The following is a 16,153-nucleotide window of genomic DNA, read 5'->3' as shown; positions in this document are numbered from 1 at the left end:
CCCCGACGCGCCGGCTGGTCTGATAGTCAATTGTATAGGAACTGCGGAACTTCGTCAAAAATGGGGCACCGCAAACAATCTTAGCGCTGCGACACGGGCGCCCTGTGCTATAATCCGACGAGGACTTATCACGATAGGGAGCGACCTGGCATGATCAAAGTCATCGTACTCGGCACCGCGCAAGATGGCGGCGTGCCGCACCTCGGCTGCCGCGCGCCGTACTGCGCGCGCGCGCGCCGCGACCTGGCGTTTGCGCGGCGCGTGGCCTGCCTCGCCATCATCGACACGGAGGCGCGCCGCAGCTACCTGATCGACGCGACGCCGGATGTGCGCGGCCAACTCGATGCGCTGGCGGCGCATCCCGATATGCCGGCGCGCAGCGACCGCAACCCGGTCGACGCACTGATTCTGACCCACGCGCACATCGGCCACTACACCGGCCTCGTCCAGTTCGGCAAGGAAGTATTGGCCACGCACGGTCTGCCGGTCTACTGCACCGTCGCCATGTCGGACTTCCTCATTCATAATGGCCCGTGGGCGCAGCTCGTGCGCGACGGGCACATCACGCTGCGCGTGTTCGACGAGCAGGCCGAACTGTTCCTCACGGACAACCTGACTGTGCGGCCGTTCCGCGTGCCGCACCGCCAGGAATGGTCGGACACGCTTGGCATCGAGATCGAGGGGCCGTCGCAAAAGCTGATTTATATCACTGATATCGACCGCTGGTCGGACTGGGTGCGCGACGTTCACGAGGCCGTGTCCGGCTGCGACATCGCCCTGCTGGATGGCACGTTCTTCTCCGGTGACGAGTTGCCTGGCCGCGACATGTCGACCGTGCCGCACCCACTGATCTCGGAGACGATGGAGCGCCTGGCCGATTTGACTGCCAGTCGCCATATCGCGTTCACGCACCTGAACCATACGAACCCGGTGCAGGACGCCGACTCGGCGCAGCGGCACGATCTGGAAGCGCTCGGCTTTCACGTCGTGGACGAGTTGCAGGAGTTCGTGCTGTAGGCGCGCATGAACCGGCGCTACCCAGCGTTCAAGGATGCTTCGGAGTGCGCGCGCTGCGCCGATGTACCATGCGCCGAGTTCTTGCGCGGCCTTGAGCAGTTCAACCGGGGCGAGTTCTTCGCTCAGCACGAGACGCTCGAACAGTTGTGGATCGCTGAGCGCGACGAGGTGCGTTCGCTGTACAAAGGCATCCTGCAGATTGGTGTCGGCTTTCATCATCTGCTCGATCGCCACAACTATCACGGTGCGACCGTGAAACTCGAGTCTGGTTGCCGCTGGCTGCACGCGTTCCAGCCGCAGTGTATGGGCGTTGACGTGTCGCGGCTGATCGGCGACACACAGCGCACGCTGACATACCTGCGCGAATTGGGACCGGCGCGCATGCACGAGTTTGACCGGTCGCTGGTCTGCCGGGTCTATCTAACGGGGGAATAGGGGGAGGAACCGATGGCACCATTACTGGGCGCGCACGTGCCCGCCGCCGGCGGTATGTTCAACGCATACACCTGGGCGAATGATTGGGACTGCACGGCGATGCAGGTCTTCACGAAGAGCCCGAACCAGTGGGCGGCGCGCACGCTGTCCGACGACGAGGTTTCGCGTTTCATCGCTGCGGGAAAGGAATCGGGCGTCAAGGTCGTCACCGCGCACGATTCGTACCTGATCAATCTGGCATCGCCCGACGATGCGATCCGCGCGAAGTCGCGCAATGCCTTCCGAGACGAACTGGAACGCTGCGAGCGGCTGGAGATCCCGTATCTGGTGACGCACATGGGCAGCCACATGGGCCAGGGCGACGATACGGGGCTGGCGGTGCTGGCCGCGTCGATTGATGCGATCCACGCCGACCTGCGCGGCTACAAGGTACAGATCTTGCTGGAAGCGACGGCAGGGCAGGGCACCAACCTGGGTTACAAACTGGAGCACCTATCCACGGTACTGCACACCGTGCGCGAAAACGAGCGGCTCGGTGTCTGTCTGGACACCTGCCATCTCTTTGCGGCCGGCTACGATATCCGCGATGTGGCGGCGTATCGCAAGACGATGAGCACGTTCAAGGAGTTGATCGGCTTTGAGCGGCTGAAGTGCTTCCACCTCAACGATGCCAAGTTTGAGCTTGCCTCACGCAAGGATCGCCACGAACGGATCGGGCTCGGCAAGATCGGGCGCGAGGCGTTCCGGCTGATCATGCGCGATCGCCGCCTGTCCAAAGTGCCGAAGATCATCGAGACGCCGGAATTGACGGAGAAAGGCGGCGACGACCTGCGGCTGCTTCGGAAGCTCGCCGACACCCCCACTTAGTGCGGCGAACTATGTACTTAGATTTTTGACAGACCTTGTGATTGTCTTTACAATCACTGCTTGGACGTTTCTTACTTCTCTTAGGAGCGCTTGGATGCCTTCCATATTCCCGTTTACTGCCATCGTGGGTCAAGACAAGATGAAGCTGGCGCTGGTGCTCAACGCCATCAATACGCAGATTGGCGGCGTGTTGGTGCGCGGCGAGCGCGGCACCGCCAAGTCCACGGCGGCGCGCGCGCTGGCCGAGTTGCTGCCGTTGATGGACGTTGTCGAAGGCTGCCACTTTGGCTGTAACCCGAAACGTCCGGACACGTTTTGCGATGATTGCATGGCGCGCATGCGCCGCGGCGAAGAGTTGAAATCCATCAAGCGCAAGGTTTCGATGGTGGACTTGCCGGTCAGCGCGACCGAAGATCGCGTGGTCGGTACACTGGATATCGAGAAGGCGATCAAGCGCGGCGAGAAGCACTTTGACCCGGGCGTGATGGCGGCCGCCAATCGCGGCATCCTATACGTCGACGAGGTCAACCTGCTTGACGATCATGTCGTCGACCTGCTGCTCGACGCCGCGGCGATGGGCGTGAACTTCGTCGAGCGTGAAGGTATCTCGTTCTCGCACCCGGCCCAGTTCGTGCTCGTGGGCACGATGAACCCCGAGGAAGGCGAACTGCGCCCGCAACTGCTCGACCGCTTCGGCCTGTGCGTGGAAATCCACGGCATCAGCGATCCGACGCAGCGCACGCAGATCCTGTCGCGCCGCATCGAATTCGAGCGCGACCCGTCCATCTTCATTGAGTCGTGGCACGCGAAGGAGCACGAGCAGTCGGAGTTGATTGCCCGCGCCCGCGATCTCGTTTCGAGCGTGCGCTACACCGAAAACGACCTGTACCAGATCGCCGAACTGACGTCGCAGATGGAAGTCGACGGCCACCGCGCCGACATTGTCATTCTGAAGACGGCGACGGCGCACGCCGCCTTGAGCGGTCGCGACAAGATCCGCTCGATCGACATCCTGGCCGCGGCCGAACTGGCGCTGCCGCACCGCTTGAAGCGCCGGCCGTTCCAGGACACCGAGCTGCAGTTCCAGCAGTTGGAGCGGAAACTCGAGCAGGCACGCGCCGAAGCCGCCGAGGACGAAGCGCGCCAGTCGGAAGACAAGGGCGAAGCGCAGGCGTCGCAGGAAAAAAAAACAACCCCGAAGCCAGCGACTCGCCGCTAGAGCCTTCGGAGGAAGCGGGCGAGCCGACGTTCCAGGACACGCCCGACACACCGCAACCCCCGACGCCTGGCCAGCATCGCGACAAGAACGTGACGGTTGGCCAGGCGTTCGCCCCGAAGAAACTGCAGACCGGCCTCGACCGCATGACCCGCTCTCAGGGTGGTAAGCGGTCATACACGAAGACGACACGCAAGCGCGGGCGGTACATCGCCGCCCGCCCGGCCGACGGCTCCACCGACATTGCATTTGACGCGACGTTCCGCGCCGCCGCGCCACACCAGTTGGCGCGCAAAGACACCTCCGACATGGCGGTCGCCATCGAAATGTCGGACCTGCAGAAGAAGGTGCGCGTGCGCCGCGCCGCCAACCTGATCATGTTCGTGGTGGACGCATCCTGGTCGATGGCGGCGGCCGAGCGCATGATCGCCACGAAGGGCGCCGTGCTCTCGCTGCTGAACGACGCATACCAGAAGCGCGACCACGTCGGCCTGCTGACGTTCCAGAAGGAATCGGCGCACCTGATCCTGCCGCCAACGAACTCGGTGGAGTTGGCCCAGGAGGCGCTGCGCAACATCCCGGTGGGCGGCAAGACGCCGCTCTCGGCCGGACTGCTGCTGGCGCACGAGACGATGACGCGCGAACTGCGCCGCCACCCGGAAGTGATGCCGCTCATGATCATCCTGACCGACGGCGCGGGCAACGTGTCGATGACCGATCTGCCGCCGCAGGAAGAGGCGCACCGCATCGCGCGCCTGCTGAAGGAGAGCGGTATCCGCTCCGTGGTGATCAACACCGAGCACGAGGCGTTCGACCGCGGCCTGGCCGCCGGGCTGGCGCGCTCGCTGGGCGGCGAGGTCTACACACTGCGGCAGTTGAAGGCGGAAGAGATCCTGGAGACCGTGCGGGGCGAACTGAACTTCATGAGCGCCGAGAAGAAGTAGCCCCGGCGCGGTTACGAACCAGCGAAGGGCCCGGCAGTCGCCGGGCCCTTTTGGCGTCTATACGACGTAGATGTTCGATGCGATGTAGTGGCTGACCGAGACGGCCCGCTCGCCAATCTGGACGGTGAGCGGACCTTCACTTGGCGCGCGGTCAAGCACCAGGCCGCTGGCTCCCGGTATCAACGCGCGCGCTTCCACGTAATGTAGCACGTCGACGGCGTTCTCGATCGGCTCGGCCACGCGCTTGATCTCGAAGCGCTGCCCTGCCGCGCACGTTGTCAGCGGACGCCAATGTGCATCGTCCGGCGGCGGGTTGCCTGGAATCGGGTTGCCGTGCGGGCAGGTGGACGGGTAGCCAAGATGCTTGTTCAGCAGCGCTTCGACTTCCGCCGATAGGGCGTGCTCAAGGCGGTGCGCCTCGGCGTCTGCGCTGGCCCAGCCCATGCCAAGCACGTCCGTCAGCCAGCGCTCGACCAGCCGGTGGCGGCGCATCAGCACCTCGGCCTTGTCGCGGCCCTTGGGCGTCAGCACGATCTGCTTGCGCTCGCCGTAGCGTACCAAACCGTCGCGTGTCATGCGGCGCAGCGTGGCTGTCACGGTGGGCGCCGAGACGTGCAGAAGCTCGGCCAGTCGCGCGCCGATCACGGTCTGGCCCTCATCGGTCAGCATGTATATGGCTTCGAGGTATTCCTCGGCGGTCGCGGTTGTCTCTGGCATAGGATTCTATCAGTGAAGGATGTTCGTCGATTATAGCACGCCGACCATGCCGGTTGAAAAGCGCCCCGGCGTCACGGGCAAAGCGGCAAACTTTCGGAACTCACAAGTCCGTCATGCCGGCATAATGTTATGCCGATAACACTTGATGTTGTCCCAATCAAAGTGTTATGCTGAGCGCGGAGGCAAGGTCGCTGTCAGCTACTTCGCTAGGCCATCTTGCATAAACATCGGGCACGCCATGCGGCTCGCCGCGTAGGGGCAGGTCTTTGACCTGCCCGTCGGACAGGCCAAAGGCCTGTCCCTACATGCGGTGCACAGCCCTGTGCGACGCTATGTCGGATTGTTTCGCAAACTGCACAAGGCGCGTGAAGCATCAATCGCGCAGCAATTGAGATGCTTCGTGTGCAAAGCTAATCATAAGCCTGTAACCTGATCTTCGCGCTTCGTCCTGTGCCCGCCGCAGAGTGGCGGATGGCGGCGAAACCACCGTGCACAGGATATGCATGACAGATCAATGGGATATTCTCAAACCGAACCGCACAACGTGCGCTGGCGTGACTTTACGTGGCGGCGTGGTGCACCATCGTCGGACGGGGTTCCAATTCAGCGCGTCAGGTCGTCACGCACTTGCAACAGCGTCATGCGCCCATCGTCGTAGACCACGTCGGCCAAGGCCGCGAGCGACTGCAGATGGGCTGCTGGGTTAGCGACCTGGCCGCGATTGACGAGCACCCAGCGCACAGTGTATTTCGCCAGCAGCACTCTGCGGTCGGTCGCGGTCAGCGGCATGTCGAAAAAGCGTGCCACATCGGCATCTCGCTCATCCAGATCGGGCACAAAGGCCAGAGGCTGATCGGTCACGATGACCTTGCCGCTGAACGCCGGGATTTGAACCCCGGTGCTCACGTCGGTCAGCACCACATCGTACTGACCTATGCGTTCCGCCAGCATGTGCTGGAACGCATAGCTCTCGCGTTGAACGGGAGCCAGCGACTTGCCGCCGCCCCATGCCAGGAGGCCGTTGGCGATGAGCAGAACGGCCGCGGCGAAAACCACGCCGCGCCGCGGCCAGGCGCGGCCAAGCAGCCCTTCGCCGCACTGCGCCACCCATGAGGCACACGCCCACTGGAGCAGCGCGCTCAGCGGGCCCAGCACGCGGCCAAGCGACCACGATTCCCGAACGAATCCAACGGCATAGATTCCGGCGAGAGCGGTCGCCGTCCACACCAGCCAGTCGCGCCGGTCTCGCCGCGCCCGCCAGAGCAGCGCGGCTGCCCCGGCGATGAACAGGCCGACCTGTCCGGCGACATCCTGGTACATTGCGATATTGGAAGCATCGTAGACGCCGCCTTGAAGCAGCAGGGCGACAAACGGATAGAACGGCCATGCCGCTGCGACTGCGAAGGCGACGGGCAGGGTGGCGCCGATGCAGGCAGCGCGCCGCACGGGCGTACGCTGCGCGATAATCAGAGCGACCATGCCGGCGATGGTGATCGCGGCAGTTGGCAGGTGGGTGAGCAGGTTAAACCCAATCAAGACGACCAGTGTAGCCCAATCCCGCCGCGAACCGGTTTTTGCATAGTGCGAACTAAAAATCCAGATGCCCAACGCAACGACGAATGCGATGGTCGATGGATAGGGCAGGACGTAAAAGATCACGCCGAGATGGAAGAAGCCGCTATACGCCCACGGCTTGGCCGTCCAGAGCGCCAGCATGAACAGCAGGGCGTAGAAGGCTGTGCGCGATTGCAGTTCGACGTTCAGCAGGGAGTGGATGGCGCGCGGCAGGACGGCGAGCAGGAGCAGCAGGTTGGCGATGGCGGCGATGCTCAGTGTGCTCACGGCGTCGATGCCCGTCAGCCGTGATAGCCAACCCAGGAGGACGGCGTATGGCGAGAAGAACGCGTGCGGAGCGTCCAGCAACAGTTCGGGGTGGCGAGGGGTGATGGGGTGCGTGGCCAGCTCGCGGACCACCGCCGCGTGCTCCCAGAAATCTCCAATCCAGCGGTTGTTGACGAGGTGCAGCGCCGCACCGGCGATCAGCGACAGCGCCAATATGGCGTACCACGGCTCGAAGCTCGCGAACCACGCCGACCGGAAACGCCGCAAGGTCATGCGCGCCTCAGATGTCGAAAACGATGGTGGCTTCCAGCCGGCCGTCGCGCTCTACAACGTGTAGGTCATGGAACGTCACCGCCTTGATCGCTTTGCGGATTTCGCCGGCGGGGCCGCCGAAGGTGGTGCCGGTTGCATGGTCATTGCCGGCGCCGATTGGGAAGACGTCGGTAAAGATCACGCGGTTCATCTCGTGCAGGTACAGCAGTTCGTTCAGCCAGTTGACAAGCACCGTCTCGCGGTCGACTCCCTGCACGCTTACGGGCGTGGTGCCGTCGGCAACGATACCCGTGGCCTCGCACATCAGCGCGAACATGCCGAGTGCGGCCTGGCGCAGCAACTCCGGAAACGACGCCGCTTCAACGCGCAGCGCCACGTCGGCGGTGTGCTCGATCTCGGTGGAACCTTCCAGTGCTGCCGTGACATCGCGCCGGAAAGCCAGCGACACGTCGCCCGGCGGCAGCCCGCCGCGCAGAATGCGAATGTTCGCATGCTCCACCTGCGCCGCGCACGGCAGCTCGCGACCGGCCGCGGACATGAGACACTGGTAGTATCCGTCCGCGGGTATCTGGCGGCGGCCCGGCACGCGCATAACGCCGTCATCGCCGAGTGCGCCGTCCAGCGTGTACTCGCGCGCCAGCAGCAGGTTGGCGGCGGTGATCTGCCCCGCGCCAATGAGCTGCCGGATGCGCGTGCTGCTCGATACAGTGTCCTCAAGCCGGACGGCCCGGATCGCCTCTACCTCGAAGCCCCACTCGGCGCCGAGAGCGGACAGGAACGCTGCGTTGCCCTGTCGCTTATGGCCCAGCGTGAAGTCGTGGCCAATGACGAGCCGGCGCATGCGCAGCTTCTCAAAGAGGGGGCGGACAAAGTCGCGCGCGCTTGTCTGCGACAACTCATGCGTGAAGCCGAGCACCAGCATGAAGTCGGCGCCGAGCGATTCGATCAGGCGTGCGCGTTCCGGAATGCTCGTCAGGTAGCCGAGGCGAGCGCCCGGCGACAAAACCTCCACCGGATGCGGGTCGAACGTGACCACCCCGGCGCGATGCCCGGATTCTTGCGCGCGCTCGATGGCGCGGCCGATCAGCGCGGTATGGCCGCGATGCACGCCATCGAACACGCCGATGGTGATGGTGGAGTCGCCGTCCAGCGGCGCATCGGGCAGCCCGTAGTAAATCTCCATGGCAGCAGAGCGACCGTCCTACTCGTCGGCGTCGGTATCCTTGAACACTTTTTCCGGACGCAGGCATGCGTGCGCGCTGTCGGCACGCATGATGGCAAAGAAATTCCCATCCGGGCCGTGCGCGCGGACGAGCGCGGGTCCCGCTTCCGGCAGCGGCCACGGCACCGTCATGCCGTTCAGCACGCGCGCCGCCTGTGCATCGTCGACGTCCACCCGTGTCCAGCCGCGCAAGCCAAACTCCATCGGCAGCAGGTGCGCGCGCCAGTCGGGCGATTGCTCGAGCACATCGAGCGACACGGCTTCGGCGATATCGAAGGCGCCGCAACGCGTGCGTGTCAGCCCGGTCAGGTACGCTCCGCAACCGGCCAACTCACCCAGGTCGCGCGCCAGCGCGCGCACGTAGGTGCCCTTGCCGCACTCGATTTCGATCTCCGCCACCGGCGACTGCCAGTCGAGCAGGGTCAGCCGCTCGACATGCACGGCGCGCGCGGCCGCGTCCACCGTCTGGCCGCGCCGCGCCAGCTCGTACATCGGGCGGCCATCGACCTTGATCGCGGCGTACTGCGGCGGGACCTGTTCGATGTCGCCGGTGAACGGTGGCAGCATCGCTTCCAGTTCGGCGCGGTCGAGCGCAACGGCCTGGCGCGCGATAACCTCGCCCTCGCGGTCGTCGGTGGTCGTGCGGATGCCGAACGTGATCTCAGCGCGGTACACCTTCACGTCGCCCATGAGGTACTCGCTCAGGCGCACGGCGCGGCCGATGCAGATCGGCAGCACGCCGCCGGCCAGCGGGTCGAGCGTGCCGGCATGGCCGATCTTGCGCACGCCGGTCAGGCGTCGCAGGCGGTGAATCATCTGGAACGAGGTCGGCCCGACCGGTTTGTTAAGGTTGAACAGTCCCGTCAGCATGCCGAATTCAGCGCAGCGGGTCGAGCGCTGCGCGCACCAGCGGCAGCACCTTGTGATGGGCATCGGCCATCGACAGCGACAGCGTGGCGCCGGCCGCCTGCGGGTGGCCGCCGCCGCCCAGATTGAAAGCCACGCCGGAGATATTGTGGCCCGGGCGGGCGCGCAGCGAAATTTCGACTTTCTCGCGGTCTTTTTCGATGAACATCACGGCGACCTTGGCCCCGCGCACGCTCAACAGCATGTTGGCCAGCCCGCCGGAGCCGTTTTCGGTCGAGCCCGACTCGCGCCGCATCTGCAGCGTGCAGTCCGACCAGATGACGCCGTCTTCGACCTGCATGGCGGCCAGCACATGCCCCTGCAGGCGCAGGTCGGACAGGTCGCGCGTATTGAACGACCGCTCGATGATCTCGCTCAACGGCGCGCCGGCGCGCATGAGCTCCGCGGCGGTCTCCATCAATGCGGGTGAGGTGCTGGATGTGCGAAAGCCGAGCGTGTCAGTTGCCATGCCGGTCAGCAGGCAAGTGGCGACGCGCGGGTCCAGCGGCGCGTCCAGTGCGCGCACAAGCTCGGTGATGATCTCGGCGGTCGAGGCGGCAGCCGGCTCGACCCAGTTGACCGTCCCAAAACGCACGTTGGTCACATGGTGATCAATGTTGACGATCGGGCGGTCGCGAAAGAGCGTCTCGTCGTACAGCGAGCCAAGCCGCTGGAGATCGCTCGAATCGAGCAACAGCAGCAACTCGTCGGCGTCCGGCTTCTGGCGGCGCACGATATGCGCGCCCGGCAGGTAGTCGAACATCTCCGGCACCGGGTCGGCGCAGGCCACGCGCACCGTTTTGCCCATCTGGGTGAGCGCCCAGTACAGGCCGAGCGCCGAGCCCAATGCATCGCCGTCGGGGGCAACATGCGCGCTGATGTAGCAGCGCCCGGCGTTGCGGATCAGGTCCAACGCCTCGCGCGCAGTGATGTTATCGACAAATCGTGTGGTCATAATTAACGGGCGCGAGGGCGAAGTCGCAGCGGCGCAGATGGCCGGCGCTTCGCCCTCGCGAATGTTCTTTCTTGGTTGCGGCTAGGCCTCGGATTGCGTATCGCCGGCCTCGCGCAACAGTTCCTCGATTCGGGCGCCCCGGTCGATCGAGTGATCAAAAGTAAACGAAAGCTCCGGCACCAGCCGCAACTGCACGCGGCGGCCCAGTTCGCGGCGCAGGAACGGCACCGCGCGCGCCAGACCGGCGCGCACATCCTTCTCGCGCGCCGGATCGGTGAAGCCGACCACATAGACGCGGGCATGCCGCAGGTCGGGCGAGACCTCGACGCCGCTGACGGTAATATTGTTCAGGCGCGGGTCTTCCATCTCGTATTCAATTAGCTTGCTGATCTCCTGCTGGATCAGGTGATTTACGCGCTGCTGGCGCTTCGTCGTTGCCATCGCTACCGCGCGCGGCGGCGGCCGCTACGCTTCCTTTTCCTTGTGATAGAAGACGAGCAGATCGCCCGGCTTGAACTCCTCGTAGTTTTCCAGCATGATGCCGCACTCGAAGTTGGTCAGCACTTCGCGCACGTCCTCGGTAAATCGCTTCAGGCCGGCGACGCGGCCGTCCCAGATCTGCTTGCCGCCGCGCATGAGGCGTACCTGCCCGCTGCGCACAGCCTTGCCCTCGGTGATGAAACAGCCCGCCACTAGCTTCTTCGACACTTTGAAGAGCGCGCGCACCTCGGCGCGCCCGGATATGACTTCCTTGAACGTCGGCTCCAGCAGGCCCTTGAGCGCTTTGTCCACATCTTCGATCAACTTGTAGATGATCGAGTATTGGCGGACATCGACGCCCTCGCCGGCGGCGACGCGCTTGGCGGCGCTGTCGACCTCGACGTTGAAGGCGATGACGATCGCCGCCGACGCCAGCGCGAGGCTGACATCCGATTCGCTCACGTTGCCCAGACCCTGGTGCAGAATGCGCACGTGCAACGCGTCCGTGCTCAGGCGCTCGAGCGAATTGCGGATCGGTTCGAGCGAGCCGTTCACATCGGCTTTCAGGATCAGGTTCAATTCGTGCATCCGGCCGGCCTGCATCTGCGCATACAGGTCGTCCAGGCTCAGCGCCTTGGCGGTCTTCAACTCCCCGGCGTTCTGCAGTTCGACCGCGCGCTGGCCCGCCAGATCGCGCGCCGTGCGCTCGTCGCTCACCACCTGGAAGGTGCTGCCGGCTTCCGGCACGGTCGGCAGGCCGAGCACCAGCACGGGCTTGGACGGCAGGGCCTCGGCAATGCGCGCGCCGTGGTCGTCAAACATGGCGCGCACGCGCCCCCAGACCTGGCCTACCACAAGATAGTCGCTCTGGTGCAGCGTACCGTTTTGCACCAGCAAGGTCGCCACGGGACCGCGGCTGCGATCCACTTCGGCTTCGACGACGGTGCCGACGGCCGACGCCAGCGGGTCGGCGCGATGCTCTTCAAGGTCGGCCACCAGTAAGATCATATCGAGCAGTTCCTCGATACCGGTGTTCTTGCGCGCCGATACTTTCACCATCGGTACGGTGCCGCCCCACTCTTCGACGACCAGTTCGTGGTCGGACAGCTGGCGCATAACGCGCGCCGGATCGGCCGACTCGCGGTCGACCTTGTTCAGCGCGACGACAATCGGCACGTTGGCCGCGCGCGCGTGGTTGATGGCCTCGACCGTCTGCGGCATCACGCCGTCGTCGGCGGCCACCACCAGCACGGCCACGTCCGTCAACTGGGCGCCGCGCGCGCGCATCGCTGTGAAGGCCTCGTGGCCGGGCGTGTCGAGGAACGTGATCAGCCGTCCCTGCTTCTCGATCTGATAAGCGCCGATGTGCTGCGTGATGCCGCCCGCTTCGCCGGCGGCCACGCTCGTGTTGCGAATGGCATCGAGCAGGGAGGTCTTGCCGTGGTCGACATGGCCGAGCACGGTGACCACGGGCGGGCGGGAATGCCCGGCGCCTTTGTCCGCGACGGAACGCAGGTCAACGGTCTTGGCTTCGACTTTGGAGTCCGCCTGGTCCAAAGCCTTCGTCTTGAGGTCGAACTCTTCAGCGATCAGCGACGCGGTATTGTAGTCCAGCGTCTGATTGATGGTCGCCAGAATCTTGATCTTGAGCAACTTCTTCAGCATCTCGCCAACCGGCACATTCAGTGTTTCCGCCAGTTCGCGCACCGTCACGATCGGCGGCAGCACGATGGGGCCGGCCGGCTTGGCCGGAGCGGGCGGCGGCGGCGCAACCGGCGCGGCCGCGATGGCGGCGCGGCGCTGTGAGCGCGGCGCAACCGGGCGACGCGATGGCGGCGGCTGCTGGAAGCCGCGACCTGGTCCACCCGGCCGCTGGCCCTGTGTGGAACTGCCCGGCGGGCGGTTGCCCGTGCCCTGTCCGGGACGCGACTGGGTAGTGGACGGCGCGCCCGATTGTGGACGCGGTGCGCCCTGAACGCCTTGTCCGCCCTGACGCGGCCGCTGTTGGTGCTGACCCTGGCCCTGCTGGCCCTGTCCCATGCGTTGTTGCGGCCTCGGTGCCGGCCGGGTCTGGTCGACGCGCGCCTCAGCCGACTTTGGCGCAACCGCAGTAGTGCCCGGGTGTTTCGGATGTTCGGCGCGCGCTTCGGCCGGCTTGGCCGGCGTTTCGGCGGTCGGGGCAACGAGCTTGGGCTCCGCCGGTGACTGTACCAACGGTGGGGCGAGCGGCGCAGCCAGATCGGACGGTGGCGCCGTGATTTCAGCGACGGGCGCCGCTTCAACCAGCTTCGCGTCGACCGGTGCCGTGTCCTGGGTTTCCGGCGCGGTCGGGAGTTCCGACTCGGGCGCCATGGTCGGCACTTTCGAAACGGCAGGCCGCACGATCGATGCCGCCAGGAATGGGCTGGCCGGCTTCTTGGCGCCGAGCCTGGCCGCCGCGGGCGAGGCTGGAGGTTTGGCCGCCGCGGCTTTGTCCTGCGCCTGGGCGCGCTCCTTGTGCGCCGCCGCTTTAGCAGCCTTGTCCTCTTCGGCTCGTTTCGCAGTCGCCGAGATCACGTCGTAGATCGACGGGCGCGCTGACGGACGAGCCGGCGCGGGTGCGGGTGCGCTTTCTGGCTTCTTGGCCCGGGATGGCTTCTTCTCCTTGGCCGGCGCGGCGGGCGTCTCGACCGGCGCGGCCTCGGCGTTCTTCGGTTCTTCGGCGCTATTCATTTCAGTCATGGGCAACACCTTCCCTATGGTACGACGCGGCTGCGCGTCAATCGGTCCGGATTTGGCCGGTATTACCGGCGACGCGCGTGCGTGCGCGCAAACCCGGCGCGTGGCCGGGTCAATGCCATTCTAGGTCGGTGTCACATACGCGGCCGGCATCCGCGCGGTTGCCCGCGCGCAACCGGCTATAAGGTTGGGAGATACTGCCGGGGAATGAAAGAGGAGGCAGAACGACCAGGCATCCTATCTCATATGATCCCCCGCGGGCGAATTCACTGAAGCATGCATCGCTCGTCACACCCGTCAGCGTTGCCGCTGCCGCGTGTTCTCCACTGGCGTACTGTCGTTGACAACGAACCGTCTGGCATACTCTTCCAGTTGGCTGCGTTCTGATTCGGACAACTGTGTGTTGAGCGCGTGCTGCAAAACGGGCGTGTGCAGCGCCGTCTGCCAACAGGATGCCTGCTGGCAGAGGTACGCGCCGCGCCCCGGCAACTTGCCGCGCTCGTCCACTTGCACACCGCCCGCGGCCAGGCGCACGATCCGCACCAGCGCCCGTTTGTCGGACGTTGTGTGGCAAACCACACAGGTGCGCTGCGGCTGGCGGCGGGGCGGTCGGTTACTCTTCAGGCTCACCTTTCTGTTCCGTGGCCGGCGCCGGGATTTCTTCTTCCTTCAAAATCTCATCGGCCTTGACGTTCCGCAAGTGCTGCCAATCCAGATCGTCGTCCGCCACAGGGTGGCGCGGCGCGGCGGCGGCCTTCTTCTTGCGCTCGGCGGCCTGCCGCTGCTCGAGCGCGATTTCGCGCTTGCCCTTCTTGGCTTTCTTCTGCCCCTTCATCGCGGGCTGCCCGCCGTCGTCTTCCTCGGTGGAGGCATCGGCCGGCACCTCGATCGCGACCTCGGCGAGGTCAATATCGCCAACCGACTCGGCCGCTTCCAACTCGTCCACGGCGCCCTCGGCGGGCAACGCGGCCAGCACCAGTTCCGTCTCCGTTGACTCGCTCACGGACGTGACTGCGCTCTGGACCGTATCGAGCGTGTCCAACCCGACTTCGGCTTCGGCCAGCAGCGCCGCCGCGTCTGCGCGCCGGCGTTCCTCGTCTTCGCGGCGGCGGCGATCCTGCTCAACGCGCACCGCTTCTTCCTCGGCAAAGCGCAGAGCGCGCGTCGCGGCATCGGTCTGATTGACGATGTCGATGCGCCAGCCGGTCAGCTTCGCCGCCAGGCGCGCATTCTGGCCTTCCTTGCCAATCGCGAGCGACAGCATCTTGTCCGGCACGATGACCGTCGCCGTCTTGCCGTCGCCGAGCGTGACCGATGTGACCTTGGCCGGGCTGAGGGCGTTGGCAATGAACTGCGCCGTATCCGCGCTCCACGGCACGATGTCGATCTTTTCGCCGCTCAATTCCTCCACGATGTGCTGGATGCGCCCGCCGCGCATGCCGACGCACGCACCGACCGGGTCGATGCCCGGTTGCTGGGCGCTGACGGCCACCTTGGAGCGCTGGCCGGGCTCGCGCGCAATGGCGCGCACTTCCACGACGCCGTTGGCGATTTCCGGCACTTCCATCTCGAGCAGGCGCAACAGCATCTTCTTGTGCGTGCGGCTGACCAGGATCTGCGGTCCGCGCTGTACCTTCTCTACTTTATAAATGTAGGCGCGCACACGCTGATCGCGGCGGTAATACTCGCCCTTGATCATCTCTTCGGAGGGCAGCGTTGCTTCCGCTTCATCGCCCAGGTTGAGCGTGACACCCGCCGGACCGACGTAGCTCACGACCCCGGTGACCATCTCTCCTTCGCGCTCGGCGTAGTTCGTGAACAGGTGGTCACGCTTGGCCTCGCGAATGCGCTGCAGGATGACCTGCTTCGCGGTCTGCGCGGCAATGCGGCCGAAGTTACTCGGCGTGATATCCACTTTCACGATGCTGCCGACGATGACCTCCGGATCGATCGTGAGCGCTTCATCGTAGAGAATCTGCAGGTTCGGATCATCGATGACCTCGACCACCTGCTTTTCTGCGAAAATGCGCGCATTGCCCGTGTTCGGATCGAGCGAGGCGACCAGATTGGCCAAGCTGCCAAAATCGCGCTTGTAGGCCGAAACGAGCGCCATGCGAATGGCGTCGATAATAACCTCGCGCGGCAAATTACGGTCGTTTGCTACCTGATTAATCGCGGCCTGAAATTCGCTTTTCATAATATTGTTGCCAGTATCCTCTCACTTGCCCGGCACGAATAAGACAACCCCCATACAACAACAAAAGTGGGTAGACCTGCACCCACTTTCGCGACGGCTGGATACGACGGTCTTTAGTATAACATCGTCTGCTTGTCGGTGTCAAAACACCGGATAACCGCAACTGACAGCCGGACGCATGAAATATGGGGGATCGCGCGTGAACACGGCGCGCGCCTTGAGCAATCAGCCTGGACGGGAGTAGAATGATGAACGAGGCACAACGCAGTGCCCGCGCCAGTTTCCGCGCCGGTGACGCGGCTGATGCGCCACCGGGTTCCACCGCTGACCGGTCGATACGGACTGCACGGACGTCGATACGCCT

At 64.8% G+C, this 16,153-nt stretch carries 14 protein-coding genes; 5 read left to right on the top strand and 9 right to left on the bottom strand.

Features of this window, described 5'->3' with window-relative positions:
* The first annotated feature begins 150 nt into the window (after nt 1-150).
* The 5 genes from HZB53_09255 (at nt 151) to HZB53_09235 (ending at nt 4,479) form a co-directional block, all read left to right on the top strand.
* Nucleotides 151-1,017: an MBL fold metallo-hydrolase gene (locus tag HZB53_09255; protein ID MBI5877825.1), complete on the top strand. Its 867-nt coding sequence runs from the start codon at nt 151-153 to the stop codon at nt 1,015-1,017.
* Nucleotides 1,018-1,023: 6 nt separating this feature from the next.
* Complete coding sequence (locus tag HZB53_09250) at nt 1,024-1,452, top strand: DUF309 domain-containing protein (protein ID MBI5877824.1); 429 nt, start codon at nt 1,024-1,026, stop codon at nt 1,450-1,452.
* Nucleotides 1,453-1,464: 12 nt separating this feature from the next.
* Complete coding sequence (locus tag HZB53_09245) at nt 1,465-2,319, top strand: deoxyribonuclease IV (protein MBI5877823.1); 855 nt, start codon at nt 1,465-1,467, stop codon at nt 2,317-2,319.
* Between the two features lie 94 nt (nt 2,320-2,413).
* Nucleotides 2,414-3,538 (top strand): ATP-binding protein, encoded by a 1,125-nt coding sequence (locus HZB53_09240; GenBank protein MBI5877822.1) that lies wholly within the window; start codon nt 2,414-2,416, stop codon nt 3,536-3,538.
* Between the two features lie 143 nt (nt 3,539-3,681).
* The gene (locus HZB53_09235) at nt 3,682-4,479 is read left to right on the top strand and encodes a VWA domain-containing protein (GenBank protein MBI5877821.1); all 798 of its coding nucleotides are present in this window, start codon (nt 3,682-3,684) and stop codon (nt 4,477-4,479) included.
* A gap of 57 nt (nt 4,480-4,536) precedes the next feature.
* Here the strand turns inward: HZB53_09235 and HZB53_09230 are convergent, their stop codons facing one another.
* From HZB53_09230 to nusA, 9 genes are all read right to left on the bottom strand, one after another.
* Nucleotides 4,537-5,196 (bottom strand): metal-dependent transcriptional regulator, encoded by a 660-nt coding sequence (locus HZB53_09230; protein MBI5877820.1) that lies wholly within the window; start codon nt 5,194-5,196, stop codon nt 4,537-4,539.
* A gap of 603 nt (nt 5,197-5,799) precedes the next feature.
* Nucleotides 5,800-7,311 (bottom strand): hypothetical protein, encoded by a 1,512-nt coding sequence (locus HZB53_09225; GenBank protein MBI5877819.1) that lies wholly within the window; start codon nt 7,309-7,311, stop codon nt 5,800-5,802.
* 7 nt (nt 7,312-7,318) lie between these two features.
* Nucleotides 7,319-8,494 (bottom strand): archease, encoded by a 1,176-nt coding sequence (locus HZB53_09220; GenBank protein MBI5877818.1) that lies wholly within the window; start codon nt 8,492-8,494, stop codon nt 7,319-7,321.
* 18 nt (nt 8,495-8,512) lie between these two features.
* Nucleotides 8,513-9,403, bottom strand: coding sequence for a tRNA pseudouridine(55) synthase TruB (gene truB, locus HZB53_09215; protein ID MBI5877817.1), 891 nt, complete (start codon nt 9,401-9,403; stop codon nt 8,513-8,515).
* Between the two features lie 7 nt (nt 9,404-9,410).
* Nucleotides 9,411-10,394, bottom strand: coding sequence for a bifunctional oligoribonuclease/PAP phosphatase NrnA (locus tag HZB53_09210; GenBank protein ID MBI5877816.1), 984 nt, complete (start codon nt 10,392-10,394; stop codon nt 9,411-9,413).
* 81 nt (nt 10,395-10,475) lie between these two features.
* Entirely contained in the window at nt 10,476-10,835 is a 360-nt protein-coding gene (gene rbfA, locus HZB53_09205; GenBank protein MBI5877815.1) for a 30S ribosome-binding factor RbfA, read from the bottom strand.
* A 24-nt stretch (nt 10,836-10,859) separates the two neighbouring features.
* Complete coding sequence (gene infB, locus HZB53_09200) at nt 10,860-13,595, bottom strand: translation initiation factor IF-2 (GenBank protein MBI5877814.1); 2,736 nt, start codon at nt 13,593-13,595, stop codon at nt 10,860-10,862.
* A 294-nt stretch (nt 13,596-13,889) separates the two neighbouring features.
* Nucleotides 13,890-14,222, bottom strand: coding sequence for a YlxR family protein (locus tag HZB53_09195; GenBank protein MBI5877813.1), 333 nt, complete (start codon nt 14,220-14,222; stop codon nt 13,890-13,892).
* On the bottom strand, nt 14,206-15,789 hold the full coding sequence (gene nusA, locus HZB53_09190) for a transcription termination/antitermination protein NusA (protein ID MBI5877812.1): 1,584 nt from the start codon (nt 15,787-15,789) through the stop codon (nt 14,206-14,208). Before nusA ends, HZB53_09195 begins: the two co-directional genes overlap by 17 nt.
* Nucleotides 15,790-16,153: the final 364 nt, after the last annotated feature.

It is taken from the genome of Chloroflexota bacterium, from assembly GCA_016235055.1.
Lineage (GTDB): Bacteria > Chloroflexota > Anaerolineae > JACRMK01 > JACRMK01 > JACRMK01.
The sequence above is the reverse complement of the archived record's forward strand: the minus strand, read 5'-3'. Positions and strand labels throughout refer to the sequence as shown.